Raw genomic sequence first — 17,210 nt, 5'->3', positions numbered from 1 at the left:
AGAGAAAGCTCCTTAGTTCTTCTCTATAAGTATAGACGAATATCTTGAAGAACTTATGGGAATGTTTTTTTGTCAGCGAATGTCGGTTGTTATGACGCTCCTCATAAAGTCTTCAATCTTTTTGTCTAAGATTTACAGCAAGGTAATGGTGACGCATTTTTAATGTTCGGTGCTGTGGGAGTGATGAGCTCAGGAAAATTCCGTGCTTACTGGCGGTTAGTATGATTTCGGACGTAACGTCAAGTTCAGCAGCAATGACATCGCCTGCGGTCTTTCACATAGAGCAGGTGAGTAAAGTCTATGTGATGGGTGAAGTAAAGGTTCACGCCTTGGGGTCAGTTGATTTAGACCTGTATGAGGGCGAGTTTGTGGTGCTACTGGGACCATCGGGTAGCGGTAAGTCCACACTGCTAAATATTTTAGGTGGGTTAGATGTGCCCTCTGGCGGCCAGGTCTATTTTCGTAATCAGGCAATGAACAAAGCCAATGAACAGGCGCTGACCCGGTTTCGCCGTCAGTCGGTGGGGTTTGTGTTTCAGTTTTACAACCTCATTCCAAGCTTAACGGCACGGGAGAATGTTGCCCTGGTGACTGATATTGCCCGTCAGCCGATGAAGCCGGAAGAGGCACTGGCACTGGTGGGTTTGGCAGCCCGGCTTGATCATTTTCCGGCGCAGCTGTCAGGGGGGGAACAACAACGAGTTGCGATCGCCCGCGCTATTGCCAAACGCCCCGAAGTTCTCCTCTGTGATGAACCCACTGGTGCCCTTGACTTTGAGACTGGTAAACGAGTGTTAGAGACCTTGGAACAGGTGAATCAAGAGTTTGGTACGACAACCGCTGTAATTACCCACAATGCTGGGATTGCGGCCATGGCCGATCGAGTCGTGCATATGCGTAGCGGGAACATTGCCCATATTCAACGCAATCAGCGAAAAGCATCCCCAGCAGAGTTGGAGTGGTAAAGGGTATGAGCTTGAAAGCCCTCGACCGTAAACTCTTACGCGATCTACTCCGCATGCGGGGGCAGGTGCTGGCAATTGTCCTGATTGTTGCCTGTGGCATCGCTACCCTGGTCACCATGATGAGTACCCACGGGTCGCTGCAGCTGACCCAAACTACCTATTATGACCAGTACCGGTTTGCAGATGTGTTTGTACAGCTGAAACGGGCACCAAAAAGCTTGGGTTCTCGATTTGAGCAGATTCCTGGTGTAGGTGCCGTTCAGACTCGAGTTGTGAAGGATGTCACCCTGTCAGTGGAAGGATTAGAGGAACCGGCTACTGGACGGCTGATTTCTATTCCGGAACGGCAACACCCTATGCTCAACGACCTATTTATTCGTCAGGGGCGCTATCCGGAACAAGGAGATGAGGTGCTAGCGAGCGAGGTCTTTGCCAAGGCGAATCACTTAGAGCTGAATGATACGGTGGGGGCAATTCTCAATGGCCGTTGGCAAACCCTGCGAATTGTGGGCCTTGCCCTATCGCCCGAGTATATCTATGAGATTCGTGGTACCGAAATTGTCCCCGACAACAAACGCTTTGGCATTCTTTGGATGCCACAACAAGCCCTGGCTACGGCGTTTGATATGGAAGGTGCATTTAATGACGTGAGTCTCCGGTTGATGCCAGGGGCCAGCGAGGCGGCGGTGATCTTTCAGCTTGATCAGTTGCTAGAAACCTATGGTGGATTAGGGGCTTTTGGTCGAGAGGATCAAATTTCCCACACGTTTATTTCTGATGAGATTCGTCAGCTGTCGGCCCATGCCATCTTTGTGCCCTCTATTTTCCTTGGAATTGCTGCTTTTTTACTCAATCTGTTGTTAAGTCGTTTGATCAGTACCCAGCGAGATCAGATTGCTGTGATGAAAGCCTTTGGGTACGACAATCTGACAGTGGGGCTACACTACTTAAAGTTAGTACTGGGCATTGTATTGCTAGGTATGGCATTGGGCAGCGGTCTGGGCTGGTGGATGGGACGAGGCATGACTCGTATATATGCAGATTTTTATCACTTCCCAGTGCTGCAGTATGAGGTGCCACCAGTGGTGTTGCTGACGGCGTTGTTGGTAAGTTTTGGGGCCGCTATTCTGGGAGCGGTGTTGTCGGTTCGACGAGCGGTGATCCTGCCCCCGGCTGAAGCTATGCGACCGGAACCGCCCTCCACCTATCGACCCACGGTGGTGGAAAAATTGGGGCTGCAGCGATGGTTTTCTGCCCCTAGTCGGATTATTCTGCGCAATCTGGAGCGCCGGCCGGTGCAAGGATTGTTGTCAGTGGTGGGAATTGGTGTTGCGATCGCAATCCTGATTCTGGGGCGTTTCTTTACCGATGCAATGGATGCCCTGGTTGACATTCAGTTTCGCACCATTCAACGAGAAGACATTACCCTGGTGTTTAACAATCCCCTATCAAGCCGGGCTCAGTTTGAGCTATATCATCTACCTGGAGTTTTACACGCTGAGCCATTTCGAACAGTACCGGCCCGACTGCGTTTTGGCCATTACCAAAAACTCAGCGGTATCAATGGAGTGGAACCGGGTGGCGAACTGCGTCGCCTGCTGGATCGTGAGCAGCGTCCCGTTACATTGCCACCCGAGGGCATTGTATTATCCACTAAACTAGCGGAGACCCTCCAGGCTCATCTAGGCGATCAGCTGACTGTAGAGGTGCTAGAAGGAGGACGACCCACACGTACTGTTCACGTCACGGGCATCTTTGATGAGTTGGTGGGTATTTCTGCTTATATGGACCTCCACGCCCTAAATCGGCTCATGCGAGAAGGGTTTACCCTCTCCGGTGCCTATCTGCAGGTGGACGAGCAAGCACAACAACAGCTCTATGCCCAGTTAAAAGAAACCCCTGCCGTGGCCAGCGTTGCCATGCGTCAAACTACCATTGACCAGTTCAACAAAATTTTAACCCAGAGTATGGCTGGGTTTACGGTGGTCTTAGTCGGGTTTGCCTCAGTGATTGCCTTTGGGGTGGTGTATAACGCGGCCCGGATTGCTCTATCAGAGCGAGAGCGAGAACTCGCTACCCTACGTATCATTGGCTTTACCAAAGGTGAAATCGCATTTATTCTTCTGGGAGAACAGGCTGTACTGTTAACCCTGGCGATTCCGGTCGGGTTTTCGCTAGGCTTTGGCTTGGCAGCACTGATGACGGAGATGTATGACTGGGAATTATTTCGTTTTCCTTTAGTGATTACTCCGACAACCTATGCTTTTGCTTTTGTGGTCATCATGGCGGCGGCACTGGCCTCAGGCCTGTTGATTCGGCGACAGCTAGGTCGGTTAGATTTAATTGCTGTTTTGAAGACGCGAGAGTGAGGGAAGAAAAGAAAAAGAGAAAGAGAGAAGAACGAGGAAGCAGCGGATCAGGGGACCAGGGACAGAGGAAGTGGGAGGCTATGGCATGACTCAGATTCAAAAACAGACGGTAAGAGACTTTTTTCGGCGGCCTCGGGAGACATTAGGGGCCGTGACTCAACGGCGTGTGCGTGTGCCTCGCTGGCTACCTTATGGTCTGGCGGGGACAAGTCTTGCAGTTTTGGTCGGTCTGGCTTTTCGGCCTGCGCCAATTCCGGTGGATATCGGGACAGTGACGACGGCACCGCTCCAGGTAACTATTGATGCTGAGGGAGAAACTCGGGTAGAGGATCGATATGTAGTCTCAGCTCCGGTGGATGGTCGGCTGCAGCGGATTGATCTGGAGGCGGGGGATATGGTGGAGGCTAATGGGATGGTCGCGCAGATTGATCCACTGCCCCTGGATTCTCGGGTACGGACAGCTCAAGCACGATTGCAGGAGCTACAGGCGGAGCTGGTGGGGGTAGATACTCAGCGTCCTAAAACGGAAGCGTTAGCTCAGGCAGCAGCTCGATTGCAGGTCGCTGAGGAAGACCAGCAGGCGAGAGCCGCTGAAGTGGAGGAGACTCGGGTGGCGCTAGCTCAGGCGCGTCGCGATCGCAACCGGGCGCAGGAACTCGAAGCCCAGGGTGCTATTTCTCGCCAGTCAAGAGAGGCGGCTGAACTAGAAGAAAATCGTCTGATTCAAGAGTTGGCAGCGGATGACAAACGGTTGGGTAGTGCGATCGCTAATGTCACAGCCGCCCAGGAAGCATTAGCCCTGTTACGTCAGGAACAGCGCGACCCCGACTATTTAGAAGACGCCTACCGAGCCCAAATTGCCGGTGTAGAAGCCGAGCTAGCTAATCTGGTGGATGAGGCCCGTCGCACCGCTATCTCAGCTCCGATTAATGGGACCGTACTGCGGATTCCCGATAAGAGTGCTCGGTTTGTCCAGGCAGGCGACCCGTTGATTGAATTAGGTAATCCAGGAGAATTAGAACTGGTAATTGATGTCCTCTCTACAGATGCTGTCAAGATTAGACCTGGTGACTCGATTATTGTTGACCAATGGGGGGGGGCAGAGCCGTTAATGGCGACAGTGAGCTACATCGAACCGGCAGCGTTTACCGAGGTTTCTGCCCTTGGCGTAGACGAACAGCGAGTGAATGTGATTGCTACCCTAGCAGAGCCTGCGACCAGTGCTTTAGGCGATCAGTATCGCATTGAAGCCCAGATTGTCATTTGGGCTGATGAGAATGTTCTACAGGTACCGGTCAGTGCCCTTTATCGCTGTGGTGAGAGCTGGTGTGTGTTTGTCGTAGAAGCCAATCGAGCACAGCCCCGTGAGATTAGTATTGACCATCGCAGTACGATGGCAGCTGAGGTAACAGAGGGACTAAGCGATGGTGAACAGGTGGTGCTACACCCTAGCGAAGAGCTAGAAGCTGACCGTCAGGTAAAGGTACGCTAGTGAGCCTGAATGTAAGATTTGATATTACATCCCTGTATGAAGATGTAGAATTTGCATTTGCTCCAGAAAAGTAGATTCTGTGTCAACTCGTTAATAAATCTCTTTGAGTTATTCAAGTCGTCGTCAGGCATGGTACTGATAATCGATTGGCTAGTGTCAAATTCCTCCAGCTCAATCTCTATGGCGGCACCTTCGGCCAGATTTTTTTTATATCACACCTCAGTTGAGCGAGTGATATGTCTATATCGCAGATCTCCATACAATCCTCATAACTTTTGTCTAGCCTGGTCATGTTGCGTCGGTTCGCTGTTATGACAACAACGGTTATTCATGCCATTGGTGGTCTCGGATTATTTCTACTGGGCATGATTGTCATGACAGATGGGCTGCGGGTTCTGGCTGGAAATGCCATGCGCCGGGCGCTGATGCGGTTTACTGGTAATGCTGGCTCGGGAGTCCTGACAGGAGCGATCGCAACCGCTATTTTACAATCATCCAGTGCCACCACTGTCGCAACAGTAGGGTTTGTCAGTGCCGGTTTAATTAGTTTTTCAGGGGCACTGGGGATTATTTTTGGCGCAAATATTGGCTCCACGTTTACGGGTTGGGTAGTGGCTATTTTAGGCTTTAAGCTAAAGCTGGGTACAGCGGTGCTGCCGCTCCTGTTTATTGGCGCTAGTTTAAAGCTGTTTACTAAGGGCCGCTGGGCTAGTTTTGGCTATGCGATCGCAGGGTTTGGTTTGATTTTTGTCGGCATCACCTCAATGCAGGATGCCATGGGCACTCTGGACGGGCTGATCACCCCTGAACAACTGCCCATGGATACGCTCATAGGTCGCCTACAGCTAGTGGCATTGGGCATACTTGCAACAATTATCACCCAAGCGTCTAGTGTCGGTGTAGCCGCTACCCTAACTGCGTTATATGCGGGTGCTATCAATTTTGAACAGGCCGCCGCCTTAGTGATTGGGATGGATGTGGGCACCACGATAACAGCCATCATCGCCACCCTGGGTGGTTCAGTCAATGCTCGTCGTACCGGTCTTTCCCACGTTGTCTACAATATATGGACCGCCGGTCTGGCCCTGACCTTAATTACCCCTTATACCACTGTCTGGCAGCGGCTAGCACCAGGGCAGCTGATTCAAAATGCAGAAATTGCGCTGGTGGCCTTTCACACCTGTTTTAACCTGGTTGGTGTGACTACAATCTTGCCCTTTACCCAACAGTTTGCTCGGTTAATTATGCGGTTGGTACCTGGCAAAGACCGCGCCTATACTGACACACTGAGCGATGGTCTATTGGAACAACCCGATCTGGCCTTAAACGCTGCCCAGTCCGCAATTCAAACTGAACTATTGCTGCTTTTACGGCATGTGTCTGCCATTTTAGGTGACCCCCATGGTCAGCGGGGAGATTTGATTGAACTGCAAACGGCGTTGGATGAAACCCATGCATATCTGGACCAGATTCATCTTAAAACTGGTGCAGGCCCCAATTGGGACCGGCTGGTGAGTATGATGCATGCTCTAGACCATCTGCAACGTATTCATGAACGCTGTGAAGAGGATGAAGATCGGGCTAAAACTGCCCAGGCAACTCTGGAACTAATGGCAGAAAAGAATCTTCTCATTGACAGTATTCAGAAGATTATGATGTTGGTACAAGCAGGCCGCTGGCAGGCTGCTGCTGACCAGGCACGAACAACCTCAAGCCAAATTCACCATAAGGTTGAGCCCTACCGTGCGACAACAATTACTCAAGCGGCAGTGGGGCAAATTGATGTACTCACCAGTACAGAACGTCTCGAAGCCATTCGCTGGCTCCGTCGAGTTAGTAAACATATCCGACGCATCACCGACCACATGAGTCAGGCTGTGCTGGCTGTGGGGCAGTGAGCAAACAGGTCCATCATAAGTTCCTCACGATTCGGCGATAGCCTAAATGTGGGGCTGCTTGTGCTGTTGTCTTATGTGAACCATCGGGAGTTTATTATGGAAGACTTTGACTATGTCATTTTAGGTGCAGGGCTGGGTGGATTGTCAGCAGCGGCTTGTCTGACTCGTCAGGGAAATCGTGTCGCTGTTTTAGAACAGCATTATTTGCCAGGCGGGTGCTGCCATACGTTTGCCTACGGAGACTATTCCTTCTGTGCCGATGTTCATTACATCTATCAGTGTGGTCAGGGTCAGACGGTTGATCAGTTTCTCAACTACATTGAGAGAGATGTGCCGTTTAACTCGTTAGATCCAGACTGTATTGATCGGGTAATTACCCCTGAAGTGGATTTTCGGATTCCCTCAGGCTGGGAGACATTTCGTGAACGTCTCCTGACTACATTTCCGGATGAAGCCACTGCTATTAATCGCTATTGTGACGAGATTAAACAGCTGCACCGAGAGATGGTAGACCTGGGGCAAGAGGTACATTGGTATGACATAAAATGGTCTGACTGGCTGAAATTGCCTAAATATTGGCATCTATTCTCAAAACGGTTATACACGCTGCAAGATCTTTATGATCAAATTGGCCTGTCTCCTAAGCTACAGGCATTGTTTGCTGGACAGAGTGGCGACTATGCACTCCCCCCTAAGGATATTGCTTTAATCACCCATGCCAGCTTGGTGTCAGACTATGCAGACGGGGCTTACTATCCTCAACACCATTTTAAGCATTTGGTAGACACCATCGTTGAAGCAATTACGGCAGGCGGTGGTTTGGTGCAGTTTTCCACGCCCGTCGATCATATTGAAGTTTGCGATCGCACCGTTCAGTTTATCAATGCCGGTGGCATCTCTTATCGTGCCAAAAAAGCCTATATCAGCGATCTAGACCCAAAAAAAACCGTTGCACTGATGCACGAGAAGACTGCTGTCAGCCCGCAAGAACGCCATCGTCTAACAGATTACGAATACTCGATGAGTGCGTTTAATATTTATCTCGGTCTCGATAGCCGCTTTGACCCTGCCCGCTATGGCATCGGCAGCTGGAACATTTGGTACTACCCAACCGGCAACCTGAATCAAGAATACCAACAACAGTATCAGGGGAACTTAGACCATCCCTGGATTTTCTTGTCTTGCCCCACGTTAAAATCCACGGCACCTGGCATGGCTCCAAACGGTCATCACGTACTTGAAATTGCTACCGTTTGTCCCTATGAGCCGTTTCACCAGCTTTATGAACAGGATCGGCAAGCGTACAAAGCAAAAAAACGAGCCGTGTATCAATCAGTAATGACCAGCGTTCGAGATCTGATTCCAGATATTGATGCCTACACTCGGATGAAACTGTATGGCACCCCAACCACCAGTGAGTACTACCTGGGGCAACCACAGGGCAATATCTACGGTGCTAATCTGATTCCTAGACAGGTTGGCCTGGGGCGGATTGGATATCGTACAGAGTTACCCAATCTGTTTTTGGTGGGGGCGAGTGCAGGCTATCCCAGCGTGCCTGGCGTCATTGGCAATGGGATGAATGTGGTGGAGCTCATCACTGGCCAATCGGTATATAGAAGACCAATGTCCGTATTGCAGACGGCGTTAAGTTCATAGGCGTCTGGGCTTAAATGGGCTGGAAGAAAATTCATGATCGGGCTTGTTTATCGCACACCTAGAGGCGTTGCTGCGATGCGATCTCACGCCCGATCAACTGATCCCTCACAAATCAGCTGATATGTAAGCAAAGCTAGTAGTCTGTCAGGACTTATTTTTGGGTAGAGAGCCGATGAAGAGCCAAGGGTAAAGAGTGGCTCCTCATCACTGTCCACTCTTCACTCTGTCAACACATCACCCAAATTTCTAAACTTGACGAGCTAATAGAATACATCTATCCTATTACTCCTTTACATCTTCAATCCAAAAGGGAGCACTAGCTCTGGAAAAGTAAAGTTGAATCACAAAATTCTCTAAAAATGTCGATACATTAAGTTTTTGGTACCCTCAGAGGGTACTACTCATTTGTAGTTAGTCCGATTTTTCATTGGCTAGACGTTGCTTTGTGAGAATATTTTTCATATGCTTCTTGACCGTATTCGGCATAATATTTAATTTCTCTGCAATTTGCTTATAGGTATAGTGGGATTTATGTAATAACCAGACGTCCGTTTCCCGTGGCGTTAATCCATAGCAACGGGCTTCTTTAAGAACAATTTCTTGAATGCGTTGATTAGCGTCTTCCATCACGAACAGCAAACAATCACTATCAGACGATCGTACGCGAATCCAGCGGGTCTGAATATCCAAGAAAGCATACGTGTTTGTTGAAATTTTCGTAGTTACAGACCAATTTTGATGGGGAAAATGATGGCAGATAGTAGACTGGAACTGAAATAAGTGATAAATCTCTCTGGGTAAACAAGGATAGTCTGCTTGAGCACCATTCATTTCTTCAAGTACAGTTTGACCTGGTTTATTAACATATACTATATCCCCTGTATCAGACAAAACCAGGACACCTTGCATGTAGTCATTAAATAAGTCAAATAAAAACTGAGCATCTCTCTCTACGAAGAAAAAACTATCTTTACTGGTAGTATGCTTTATCTGGACGATATTTTTTTCAGGTTTCATTGCATCTCTTAATGCCGCAGAACAAGGCAGTCCAGTCATTTCATATATCTCCCAAGGCCGAACTTAAAACTCTCAATTGCTGTTTTATTTGCTGATTTTGCTATAAACACAGACTGCGCGAGCCGTGTCAGCTTGTGTTTGCAGCAAATGAGGAAAGATAAACGTATATGCGTCACTTTTCTGGTGACGTCATCAGGATGGGCAAGTGCTGTATGCAACCAATCAAAATGTATGCTGCTAACCTTACCTGCTTATAACCATAATGGTTTAATTCCAAGATTCAAAGTCTGGAAAAAGCAGTTTTCAAATCAGAAACGAGAGGTATAATTACCTATTGCTTTTTGTAAAGGGTACCCTTTTAGGGGAATTTTCGAAGCTGGATAAGTTTGTCATGATTCAAGGTGTCAACAAGGTTAGAGACCCATATCGGTTTTCACTCAATGCCTGTTGAATCACCGTTTAGTCAGAGGAAATTCCTATGGCAAGCCTACCTGAAGTTGAAAAGACAGTATCAACGTTACCCTCTGAAAGTGAATTACCCGCACCTCCAGAGGCAGCGTCTGCTCCAAATGCCCTATATCCCCCCCAAGGCCCTCTTTATTCCGATACTGAAACATATACCAAGCAGATTCTAGGAAAGACTTCCTTTGAACTGTATTGTTTGCTTGTTTATGGCACTAGAGGATATCCCCCCTATCCCTGGCAAGTAGGTCCTAATCAATCTCCTTTCATTGTCGATGATGATGCAGAGAACATGGTTGTAGGGCTGTGCATGCAGTTTGACCACAGTCCCTTGACGCGACTGCTGTTGTGTCTAGGAGTCACTCTTTGTGCAAAATTCCATTTCGAAGGACTGGGTGGCTGTTCCGCTGAGAAAGATCTAAAAGTGTGCATTAAGTCCCGAGAAGGTCAGCATCGTTACTGGATTGGCGATGTGATCACACCCGAAGAGATTGGTCTAACACCTGGCTACTATCTGGTTGCAGCCACCGTTGAAGTAGGACCGCTAACCCATAAATGTGGTCAATATATCTTTGGCTATGGCTACATTGGTGAGCGGCGACTTCAAGTTGCAAAACAACCCAACTTCTAGCCACTACTATCACACTCTGAACATTGTATTAACGTTCAAATCGTTAATACAATCACTCAAACTCCCAGATATCATCGGGAGTTTGAGTCCCTATCGTGATGTGTGACGAGACTCCTGCCAAGGCAATAATACGTAAGTTACCCAAAACCTATAAGGGGGCATCAACATGAGTGGGCCACCAACTGATAATACAAAAGATCGCGACAGCCAATCCCACGATCAGCTAACAGATATTGCCGATATAGGTCGTGCTAGACAGCAGTGGCTAAACGATTTAGGAATTTATACCTTCTCAGAATTGGCTGAGTCGTCCGCCGAAGATCTGGCCACTCAGCTGCAGGCAGCAGAACATTCAATTAAGCTTGCGATGATTCAACAATGGATTGAGCAAGCCAGAAGGTTGGCACAGGACCAAGACAACAGCCGTCAGGAGCAGAACCGTGATCCATTTACCGATTTAGAGGGGATTAATACAGCTAGCCAACAGTGGCTTTACTCATTGGAGATATGCACCTTTGCAGATTTAGCTGAATCTTCTGCAGAAGAGGTTGAAGCTCGGCTACGGGAAGCAGGGCATACAGTCACAGTTAATGAAATCCAGGACTGGATTGATCAATCTAAAGAACTTGTACCTGAACCAGCTGAGGTACATGCTCCTGATATTGCTGAACAAGAGACTGAAGAGGAGACTGAAGAGGACAGCAACGCCCTTGATAGCGCATCTCCACTAACGGACAGTTTAGGCTCAACAAGTTCAACCGATGAGCCAGCGCTCCATTCCTCAGAAGTGTCGCCTCCAGAAATCTCTCAAGACACTGATTGGCATAGCCTGATCTCTTTTGTCGTCACTTACCAAACCCGACAAGTGGCTAGCCAACCTGAAGCACGTATTCAGGTGCAGCAGACTGAGACCGATATACAGCAGACTTGGCCGCTTGGGGATATCGAACGGCTACCTGCGTGGATATTGGCTCGTATTGACGATACCGCTCTTCCAGGATCTGCTCCAGAAACCACAGTAACGGAGCAAGAGGTTGAACAAGAGGTTGATATGCCAACCCCCGTTCAAATAGAACAGGTACGCTTCTTACAACCCCCTCACATTGAATATGGGGCTCAAGCTGGGCAACCAACTAAAATGATCGGCCCTATTCAAAGCAGTCGCCCCTTTTTATCAGAAGTTAGTTTAAGCTTCAATGTTGAGGCGTTGGAGGACCTGGAGGAGTCGCTGCATTTGCAGTTGCAAGCATTTATCGCCAATCGGATAACGGGTGATAACTTTTCCATAACCAGTTCCCACACTGTTTTATGCAAAGACGTACAGTCTACTGTCAAAGTTGACTTGCCAGAAACCGTGTTAGAAATGGGAATTTATCGGTTTCAGCTGATTGTTAATTTTGCTGATACTGTGGGCACCTCAGATTTATTTGAAATACCTGCTCTGCAAGTTATATAACCTATGGCAATTCCAGTCATCCAACTGGAAACAGTTTCACAGCTGGCGTATCCCCATTTCTAGATTTTCCATAATTGTCTAAGGCCATGAATACATTTGACTGGCACGAATTTCTAAGACGGTGGAGTCGAGAAATCTTAGCTTCTATGGAAGATCGAATTAATCAGTTACCCACAGAAGTTATTGAATCTGGATGGTTAGGTTATCCGGGTGCCACTGAAGAACTCATTGTGCAAACTGAAGTTCGATTACAAACCACACTGCCACCATCCTATCGAAACTTCTTAAAAGTCTCTAATGGTTGGAGACAGACTACACCTTTTATATATCGCATGTGGTCGATAGAAGAAGTTGAGTGGTTTTCAATTAGAAATCCTACCTGGCTTGAGCAATTTATTTTAGAAAACAATGAGATACAACAGGCACAGTCCCATAACAATAATGGACTGTCTTGCCCCCAGGAAATATCGGATCGTGACTATTTCGTTTATGGAGAACGCCAGGACTGCAGTAAATTACGAATCGAATATTTAAGAAACACCCTGGAAATCAGTGATAGGGGAGAATCATCTATATATCTCTTAAATCCTCAGGTCGTTACCGGAAATGGCGAATGGGAAGCTTGGTTTTTTGGAGATTGGCTGCCTGGAGCCGATCGTTATCGCTCCTTTCGGGAGATGATGCAAGCTGAATACAAAATTTTTCTTGAACTTACCAATACCTGATGTTTTATGGTCCGCCACATCACTAGGATGGAGCCCCCCTTTTTATAAAACCCTGTAAATTAATCTTCTGCGAAGCTTATTATGAAAAGGTTGATTAACACTGACACTTCTGTCAAGCCCCCGAATCACAAGAGTTGTGGAGCAGAAGATTCTTCAATAAAAGATTTAGACAAATCTTTTATTGAAGAAGACATTATTTCAGAATTAGTTAGCGGTATTCTTGTACTAACGGACCAAAAAAAGATAGTTTATTCAAATCTATATGGTAGACGCGTCTTGAAACAACTCAATTCAGTTGTGGATGAGTCTGTCCAGGTGCCCCAAGAGATTTGTCAGATTTGTCAGTCGTTAATGGAGGTTCGTAATCTGTTTCCCAATCAGTGTTGGCTAACTCAGTTCGATATTTTCATTGAGAACCTGGCGATCCTGCATATTCGTGCTAGGTGGCTAACAGTAGACAAACTAGATCAACCCTATCTGCTGTTGCTCATAGAAGATCGACAAACCACAATCAATAAAATTGTCTCTCAAGAGGCAGAACAATATGGTTTAACGCCTCGGGAACGAGAGGTTTGGTTACTGCATAGACGAGGTCGCACCTACAAACAAATTGCACTTGAGCTGGAGATTACCCCCAATACGGTGAAAAAACACATGAAAAGCATCCATTCAAAACGTAAAAAGGTAATGTTTTCAAGCAGTGTAGGCTAACCCCTGATAGTAACAACCGTGGACCTTGCGACTTAGATCTTACGGTGCTCATGCAGCCATAGCTCGCCCAGTTAAGCAACAGGTCCACGGCCATAAAAGGCTTTGTAACAGTATCAATAAAACACGTACTAATTTAGCCAGCTTTACTCAATGGCATAGCTCAACACTAAGGGTTCCAGATTGAGCATCTCTGGAGCGCAAAAATTTACTTCTAAAAAGGCGACAATATCTTTTGGCTGAGGATTACCTCGATTGCGACCGGTCACACCTGCCGCAATCATGATGCCGCAGCGGCCACGACTTTTAATTTGTTGTTGATGCCATTTTTCTAGAGCTTCGCGATGATAGCGATCGCTACTGTCATATTCATGGAATAGATGTAAACTGCGATCGCCAGCTTGCCAAATACCCAGTTGAAATGTGAGCTGGTTAAATGGATCGTGACCAGGATTAAAGCACATTGCTTGAATCCCACCTATGGATTCAATTTGCTCAAATAGCACCATGGCTTTAGGGCGCGATGTCTGAATAATAACCACAGGCCAGGAAGTGGTGTTTGCGTTGGCTGGCTCTGTGGCAGTCGCCTGATAGCGGGTCGTGGTTTTCCGTAGCTCTGTTAACCGCTCAGGAGAAAGCTTAGTCAGCAAAATCAGTGAACCATCAGGCACCAGGTCATCGTGTAGTATGGGCTCATTCTCTATATCGTTACCCATGTCCAAAATCTGTTCTGTCTCCGCCATCAGGCTGGCAGAAATCTCTGGCAACGACTTAATCTTGACCGTACATTGTTTAGGAGAGTCTCCTTCTATGGGGTTAGGGATTCGCAGAGTTTTTTGTAGGGGTTGTAGTACGTCAAGTGGATCAGGGGCTTTTTGAAAAAAGCGGTTTAGAGCCTCTAAGGTGATAATCAAAATAGCCGCTTCGGTTTCATCCAGTTCATGACGCATGCCTTCGAGGGGATGAATACTGCCAACTTCATAATTGTCAGGCTCTGTTTGCCGTGGTCGTTCGACAACATAGTTGAGAAAAAAGCAGTCCTGGGTTAAGAAGACTTGCTGCAGCATTTGGGGTGACATGCCAGTGGATAAATCGGTTGTTGTGCGATCGCAATTCAGCACCTGTTCACGAAAATGCAATAACGATTCCAGACTGCGATAAAACAGCAGACCATAATCCACATCGGCCATGCCCAAAATAGACACATAGAGCGTGTCCGTATCCCAACGATTGAGCTCAACCGCTAACAGCTCCTGCTCACTGAGACGATACCAGGGAGCTTGATGCCAGAGTGCCAGGGCTTTTTCGCGCAGACAATCATCGTAGGCTGCCGGTACCGACGATGACGGCACACTGATTTGAGAAAGCAAATGATCAAAAATCTCATCTACCCAGGGCAGCGTCGCGCCATACACCACATCAATATCCAGCTCCTGCAGCACACCCCTCAAAAAAAACTGCAGCTCACGATCATTGACTACCACACGCTGGGGGCGACTGGGTTCGGCAGGCCCCTGGGGATGCTCAATCGCCTGGAGCAAACTCCGCGCCACAGCTTCATACCCGCTATTAGCCGCAACCATATCAACACTGCGTACGTATCCCTGATGGCCATCCACCCACAAAATACAATCGCGGTCGTCATGTTCCACGTCAGGCATGGAACAACGCCCACCTTCCCAAACGCTATTTGTTTGAGGCAGTTTCTGAATACGACGGCGGGTAAATGGACTCAGAGGGGGCATAAAAGATGGGGATATGAACAGACTCTATTGTGGAAAAGAATCAAACCATTGGCTACGACCCGATAGATTTGTTCAACTATTGCCGATCATGGATTGCAGAATCGAGCCTCAACACCGGACTTAGTCAATACCAACCATTAAAGCTAAAAACATTCTCCAACAATGCCTGAGCTAAAATAGACTAAAGCATTGAATTCAAACGTCAGTAACGTAGTAAACCAGACGACCCATGACCCAAGCTACCCAATCGCAACAGGGCATCCTGATGACTGAATCAGCCCTGAATCATGTCCTTGCTCTTAAAGAGAAGCAAGGTGACGAGCTGTGTCTACGAGTAGGGGTACGCCAAGGTGGCTGCTCTGGCATGTCTTACATGATGGATTTTGATACCTTAAGCAACATTGGCGAACATGACGAGGTGTTCGACTATGAAGGTTTCAAAGTGATCTGTGACAAAAAGAGCATGCTCTACCTCTACGGACTTATGCTCGATTACAGTGATGCTCTAATTGGCGGAGGATTCCAGTTTACTAACCCCAACGCGGATCAAACCTGTGGCTGCGGCAAGTCTTTTAGTGCTTAAGACCGCTAAAGCCGCGTCCAGATGATTTATTAAACCCTGGGCTCTAGTTGAAAATCGCCTTCCTGGGTGTGGACACGGTTTAGAATGGGAAGGTTTTTGACAAAGACTTTCCCTATGAGCCAAACCATTGAAGAACAGTTTGAAGACGGTTTAAACCGTTACCAGGCTGGCGAAAGTGCAGAAGCTTTGATCCCCTTTTTCAAGGAGCTGAGTGCACAGGCACCTAAAAATAGTGCCATCTATACCTGTTTGTCATGGCTCTATCTATTGGTAGGGAAACCGAATGCTGCGTATAAGGCAGCTCAGAAAGCCATTAAGATTACACCGCAGGACCCACAGGCTCACATCAATATAGCGATCGCAATTCTTGAGAGTGGCCGTAAAGGAGTGCGCGAGCACATTGAGTTAGCGACTCAACTGGTGATGTCTGTAGAAGAAGTTCAGGAAGATATTCGCCAGAACTTTGAAGAAGGATTAACAAGAAAACCCGATTGGGACAGTCTCAAAAAAGTAGAAAACTGGATCTTTAACAGTTAAAACACTTGCACTGAAACGGTTTTGCATATCCCCATCACTCGAACAGATGAGATTAATAGCTTTACAAAAGTTGATTAACTTTTGTCTTTTGTCCTTACTTAGTCGTTAGTTAGGCCATCTTTTCGCATCAGGCATGAGCAGCCGTTCTTTAGCTTTATATAAGGATTGCGGGGCAATGATCCCCGCTTTTTTTTTGACTGTTTTTCTTGGTCAGATAACTTAACGCTCGGAATAAAAAGGAACTGATAAGCTTAAGAAAAGATTCCAATAAGTTTTTCTTTTTATTGGAACTCACCCCGTTGCAAGGAGCCTTTTAAAAATGGATAAGCATGCTGTAGAAGTTAAACCTGATACTAGAAACCACAAGGGATTTTTTGTTCAGGATGGCCCCTACGAATTAATGGGGATTGAAAAGTCTGGATGGGCTTTAATTTGTATCGATGAGTCAGTTTGTCACTACGTTGATCCTGATAATTTGAAAGCATCTCAAGGATTGGATGTGGATGCTGTGTAGGGGTTCAACCCTACACCCCTGTACTTAGCAGTCGGTAAAACTCAACTTCTACAGTATGGCTAGTCTGCCAAGGCTAGTCATATTTTTATTGATAATCTAGGTATGAACCAAGGTTTTGATTATCGTTCTAGAGCTTGATAATGTGTTGAGGGCTATCCTGAAACATCAAAAACTACTGACGTTCTATTGCTTGCATGAAAGACCGTTTAATTAACTGGTTAAACACTGCATTAACCCTAAATCTTTTCTTTGTTCTATTTAGTTTTGTTTGGTTTGCTTCGGCTTTAGTGGGGCGAGCAGCCAATATTAATCTGGGGTTTGATCTGTGGTACAGCCTTTGGGAGCCATTATTTATGCCCGCCATTGGCATCTTGATGGCAGGGGCGATTATTAGCGGCATTATTGGCTGGGTATCCAATCGTTTTTTTGCCAAGGGATAACCCTGTAGG

Annotated in this window: 15 protein-coding genes; 13 read left to right on the top strand and 2 right to left on the bottom strand. The window is 47.2% G+C overall.

Annotation, left to right across the window (positions count from 1 at the left end; translation table 11 throughout):
* Positions 1–254 precede the first annotated feature (254 nt).
* From N836_RS62445 to N836_RS62425, 5 genes are all read left to right on the top strand, one after another.
* Positions 255–965 carry an ABC transporter ATP-binding protein gene (locus N836_RS62445; RefSeq protein WP_023074987.1) on the top strand — a complete coding sequence of 237 codons (711 nt, stop codon included), beginning with the start codon at positions 255–257 and terminating at the stop codon, positions 963–965.
* Between the two features lie 5 nt (positions 966–970).
* Entirely contained in the window at positions 971–3,334 is a 2,364-nt protein-coding gene (locus N836_RS62440; protein ID WP_023074986.1) for an ABC transporter permease, read from the top strand.
* 85 nt (positions 3,335–3,419) lie between these two features.
* Entirely contained in the window at positions 3,420–4,826 is a 1,407-nt protein-coding gene (locus N836_RS62435) for an efflux RND transporter periplasmic adaptor subunit (RefSeq protein WP_023074985.1), read from the top strand.
* Positions 4,827–5,137: 311 nt separating this feature from the next.
* Positions 5,138–6,724, top strand: coding sequence for a Na/Pi cotransporter family protein (locus tag N836_RS62430; protein WP_023074984.1), 1,587 nt, complete (start codon positions 5,138–5,140; stop codon positions 6,722–6,724).
* 96 nt (positions 6,725–6,820) lie between these two features.
* Positions 6,821–8,383, top strand: a complete 1,563-nt coding sequence (locus N836_RS62425) for a phytoene desaturase family protein (protein ID WP_023074983.1) — start codon at positions 6,821–6,823, stop codon at positions 8,381–8,383.
* A 411-nt stretch (positions 8,384–8,794) separates the two neighbouring features.
* Here N836_RS62425 and N836_RS62420 read toward each other — a convergent pair whose 3' ends face one another.
* The gene (locus N836_RS62420; RefSeq protein ID WP_081716944.1) at positions 8,795–9,439 is read right to left on the bottom strand and encodes a helix-turn-helix transcriptional regulator; all 645 of its coding nucleotides are present in this window, start codon (positions 9,437–9,439) and stop codon (positions 8,795–8,797) included.
* A 439-nt stretch (positions 9,440–9,878) separates the two neighbouring features.
* Here N836_RS62420 and N836_RS62415 point away from each other — a divergent pair, with 439 nt between their 5' ends.
* From N836_RS62415 to N836_RS62400, 4 genes are all read left to right on the top strand, one after another.
* Entirely contained in the window at positions 9,879–10,493 is a 615-nt protein-coding gene (locus N836_RS62415; protein WP_023074981.1) for a hypothetical protein, read from the top strand.
* A 166-nt stretch (positions 10,494–10,659) separates the two neighbouring features.
* Complete coding sequence (locus N836_RS62410; RefSeq protein WP_023074980.1) at positions 10,660–11,949, top strand: DUF4332 domain-containing protein; 1,290 nt, start codon at positions 10,660–10,662, stop codon at positions 11,947–11,949.
* Positions 11,950–12,035: 86 nt separating this feature from the next.
* Positions 12,036–12,674 carry an SMI1/KNR4 family protein gene (locus N836_RS62405; RefSeq protein WP_031293629.1) on the top strand — a complete coding sequence of 213 codons (639 nt, stop codon included), beginning with the start codon at positions 12,036–12,038 and terminating at the stop codon, positions 12,672–12,674.
* 276 nt (positions 12,675–12,950) lie between these two features.
* A complete protein-coding gene (locus tag N836_RS62400) occupies positions 12,951–13,385 on the top strand; it encodes a helix-turn-helix transcriptional regulator (RefSeq protein WP_161635017.1) in 435 nt (144 codons plus the stop codon).
* A gap of 143 nt (positions 13,386–13,528) precedes the next feature.
* Here N836_RS62400 and N836_RS62395 read toward each other — a convergent pair whose 3' ends face one another.
* Positions 13,529–15,127, bottom strand: a complete 1,599-nt coding sequence (locus tag N836_RS62395; RefSeq protein WP_023074977.1) for a DUF6930 domain-containing protein — start codon at positions 15,125–15,127, stop codon at positions 13,529–13,531.
* A 229-nt stretch (positions 15,128–15,356) separates the two neighbouring features.
* Between N836_RS62395 and N836_RS62390 the strand changes: the two genes are divergently transcribed.
* The 4 genes from N836_RS62390 to N836_RS62375 all read left to right on the top strand — a co-directional run bounded on the left by N836_RS62390 (position 15,357) and on the right by N836_RS62375 (position 17,201).
* Positions 15,357–15,710: an iron-sulfur cluster assembly accessory protein gene (locus tag N836_RS62390; RefSeq protein WP_023074976.1), complete on the top strand. Its 354-nt coding sequence runs from the start codon at positions 15,357–15,359 to the stop codon at positions 15,708–15,710.
* A gap of 114 nt (positions 15,711–15,824) precedes the next feature.
* Positions 15,825–16,247, top strand: a complete 423-nt coding sequence (locus N836_RS62385; protein ID WP_023074975.1) for a tetratricopeptide repeat protein — start codon at positions 15,825–15,827, stop codon at positions 16,245–16,247.
* 319 nt (positions 16,248–16,566) lie between these two features.
* A complete protein-coding gene (locus N836_RS62380; protein WP_023074974.1) occupies positions 16,567–16,761 on the top strand; it encodes a hypothetical protein in 195 nt (64 codons plus the stop codon).
* 194 nt (positions 16,762–16,955) lie between these two features.
* Positions 16,956–17,201 (top strand): hypothetical protein, encoded by a 246-nt coding sequence (locus N836_RS62375; protein WP_023074973.1) that lies wholly within the window; start codon positions 16,956–16,958, stop codon positions 17,199–17,201.
* Positions 17,202–17,210 lie beyond the last annotated feature (9 nt).

Source organism: Leptolyngbya sp. Heron Island J, from assembly GCF_000482245.1.
Taxonomy (GTDB): domain Bacteria; phylum Cyanobacteriota; class Cyanobacteriia; order Phormidesmidales; family Phormidesmidaceae; genus Leptothoe.
Note: the sequence above shows the minus strand (reverse complement) of the source record. Positions and strands in the feature narration are given on the sequence as shown.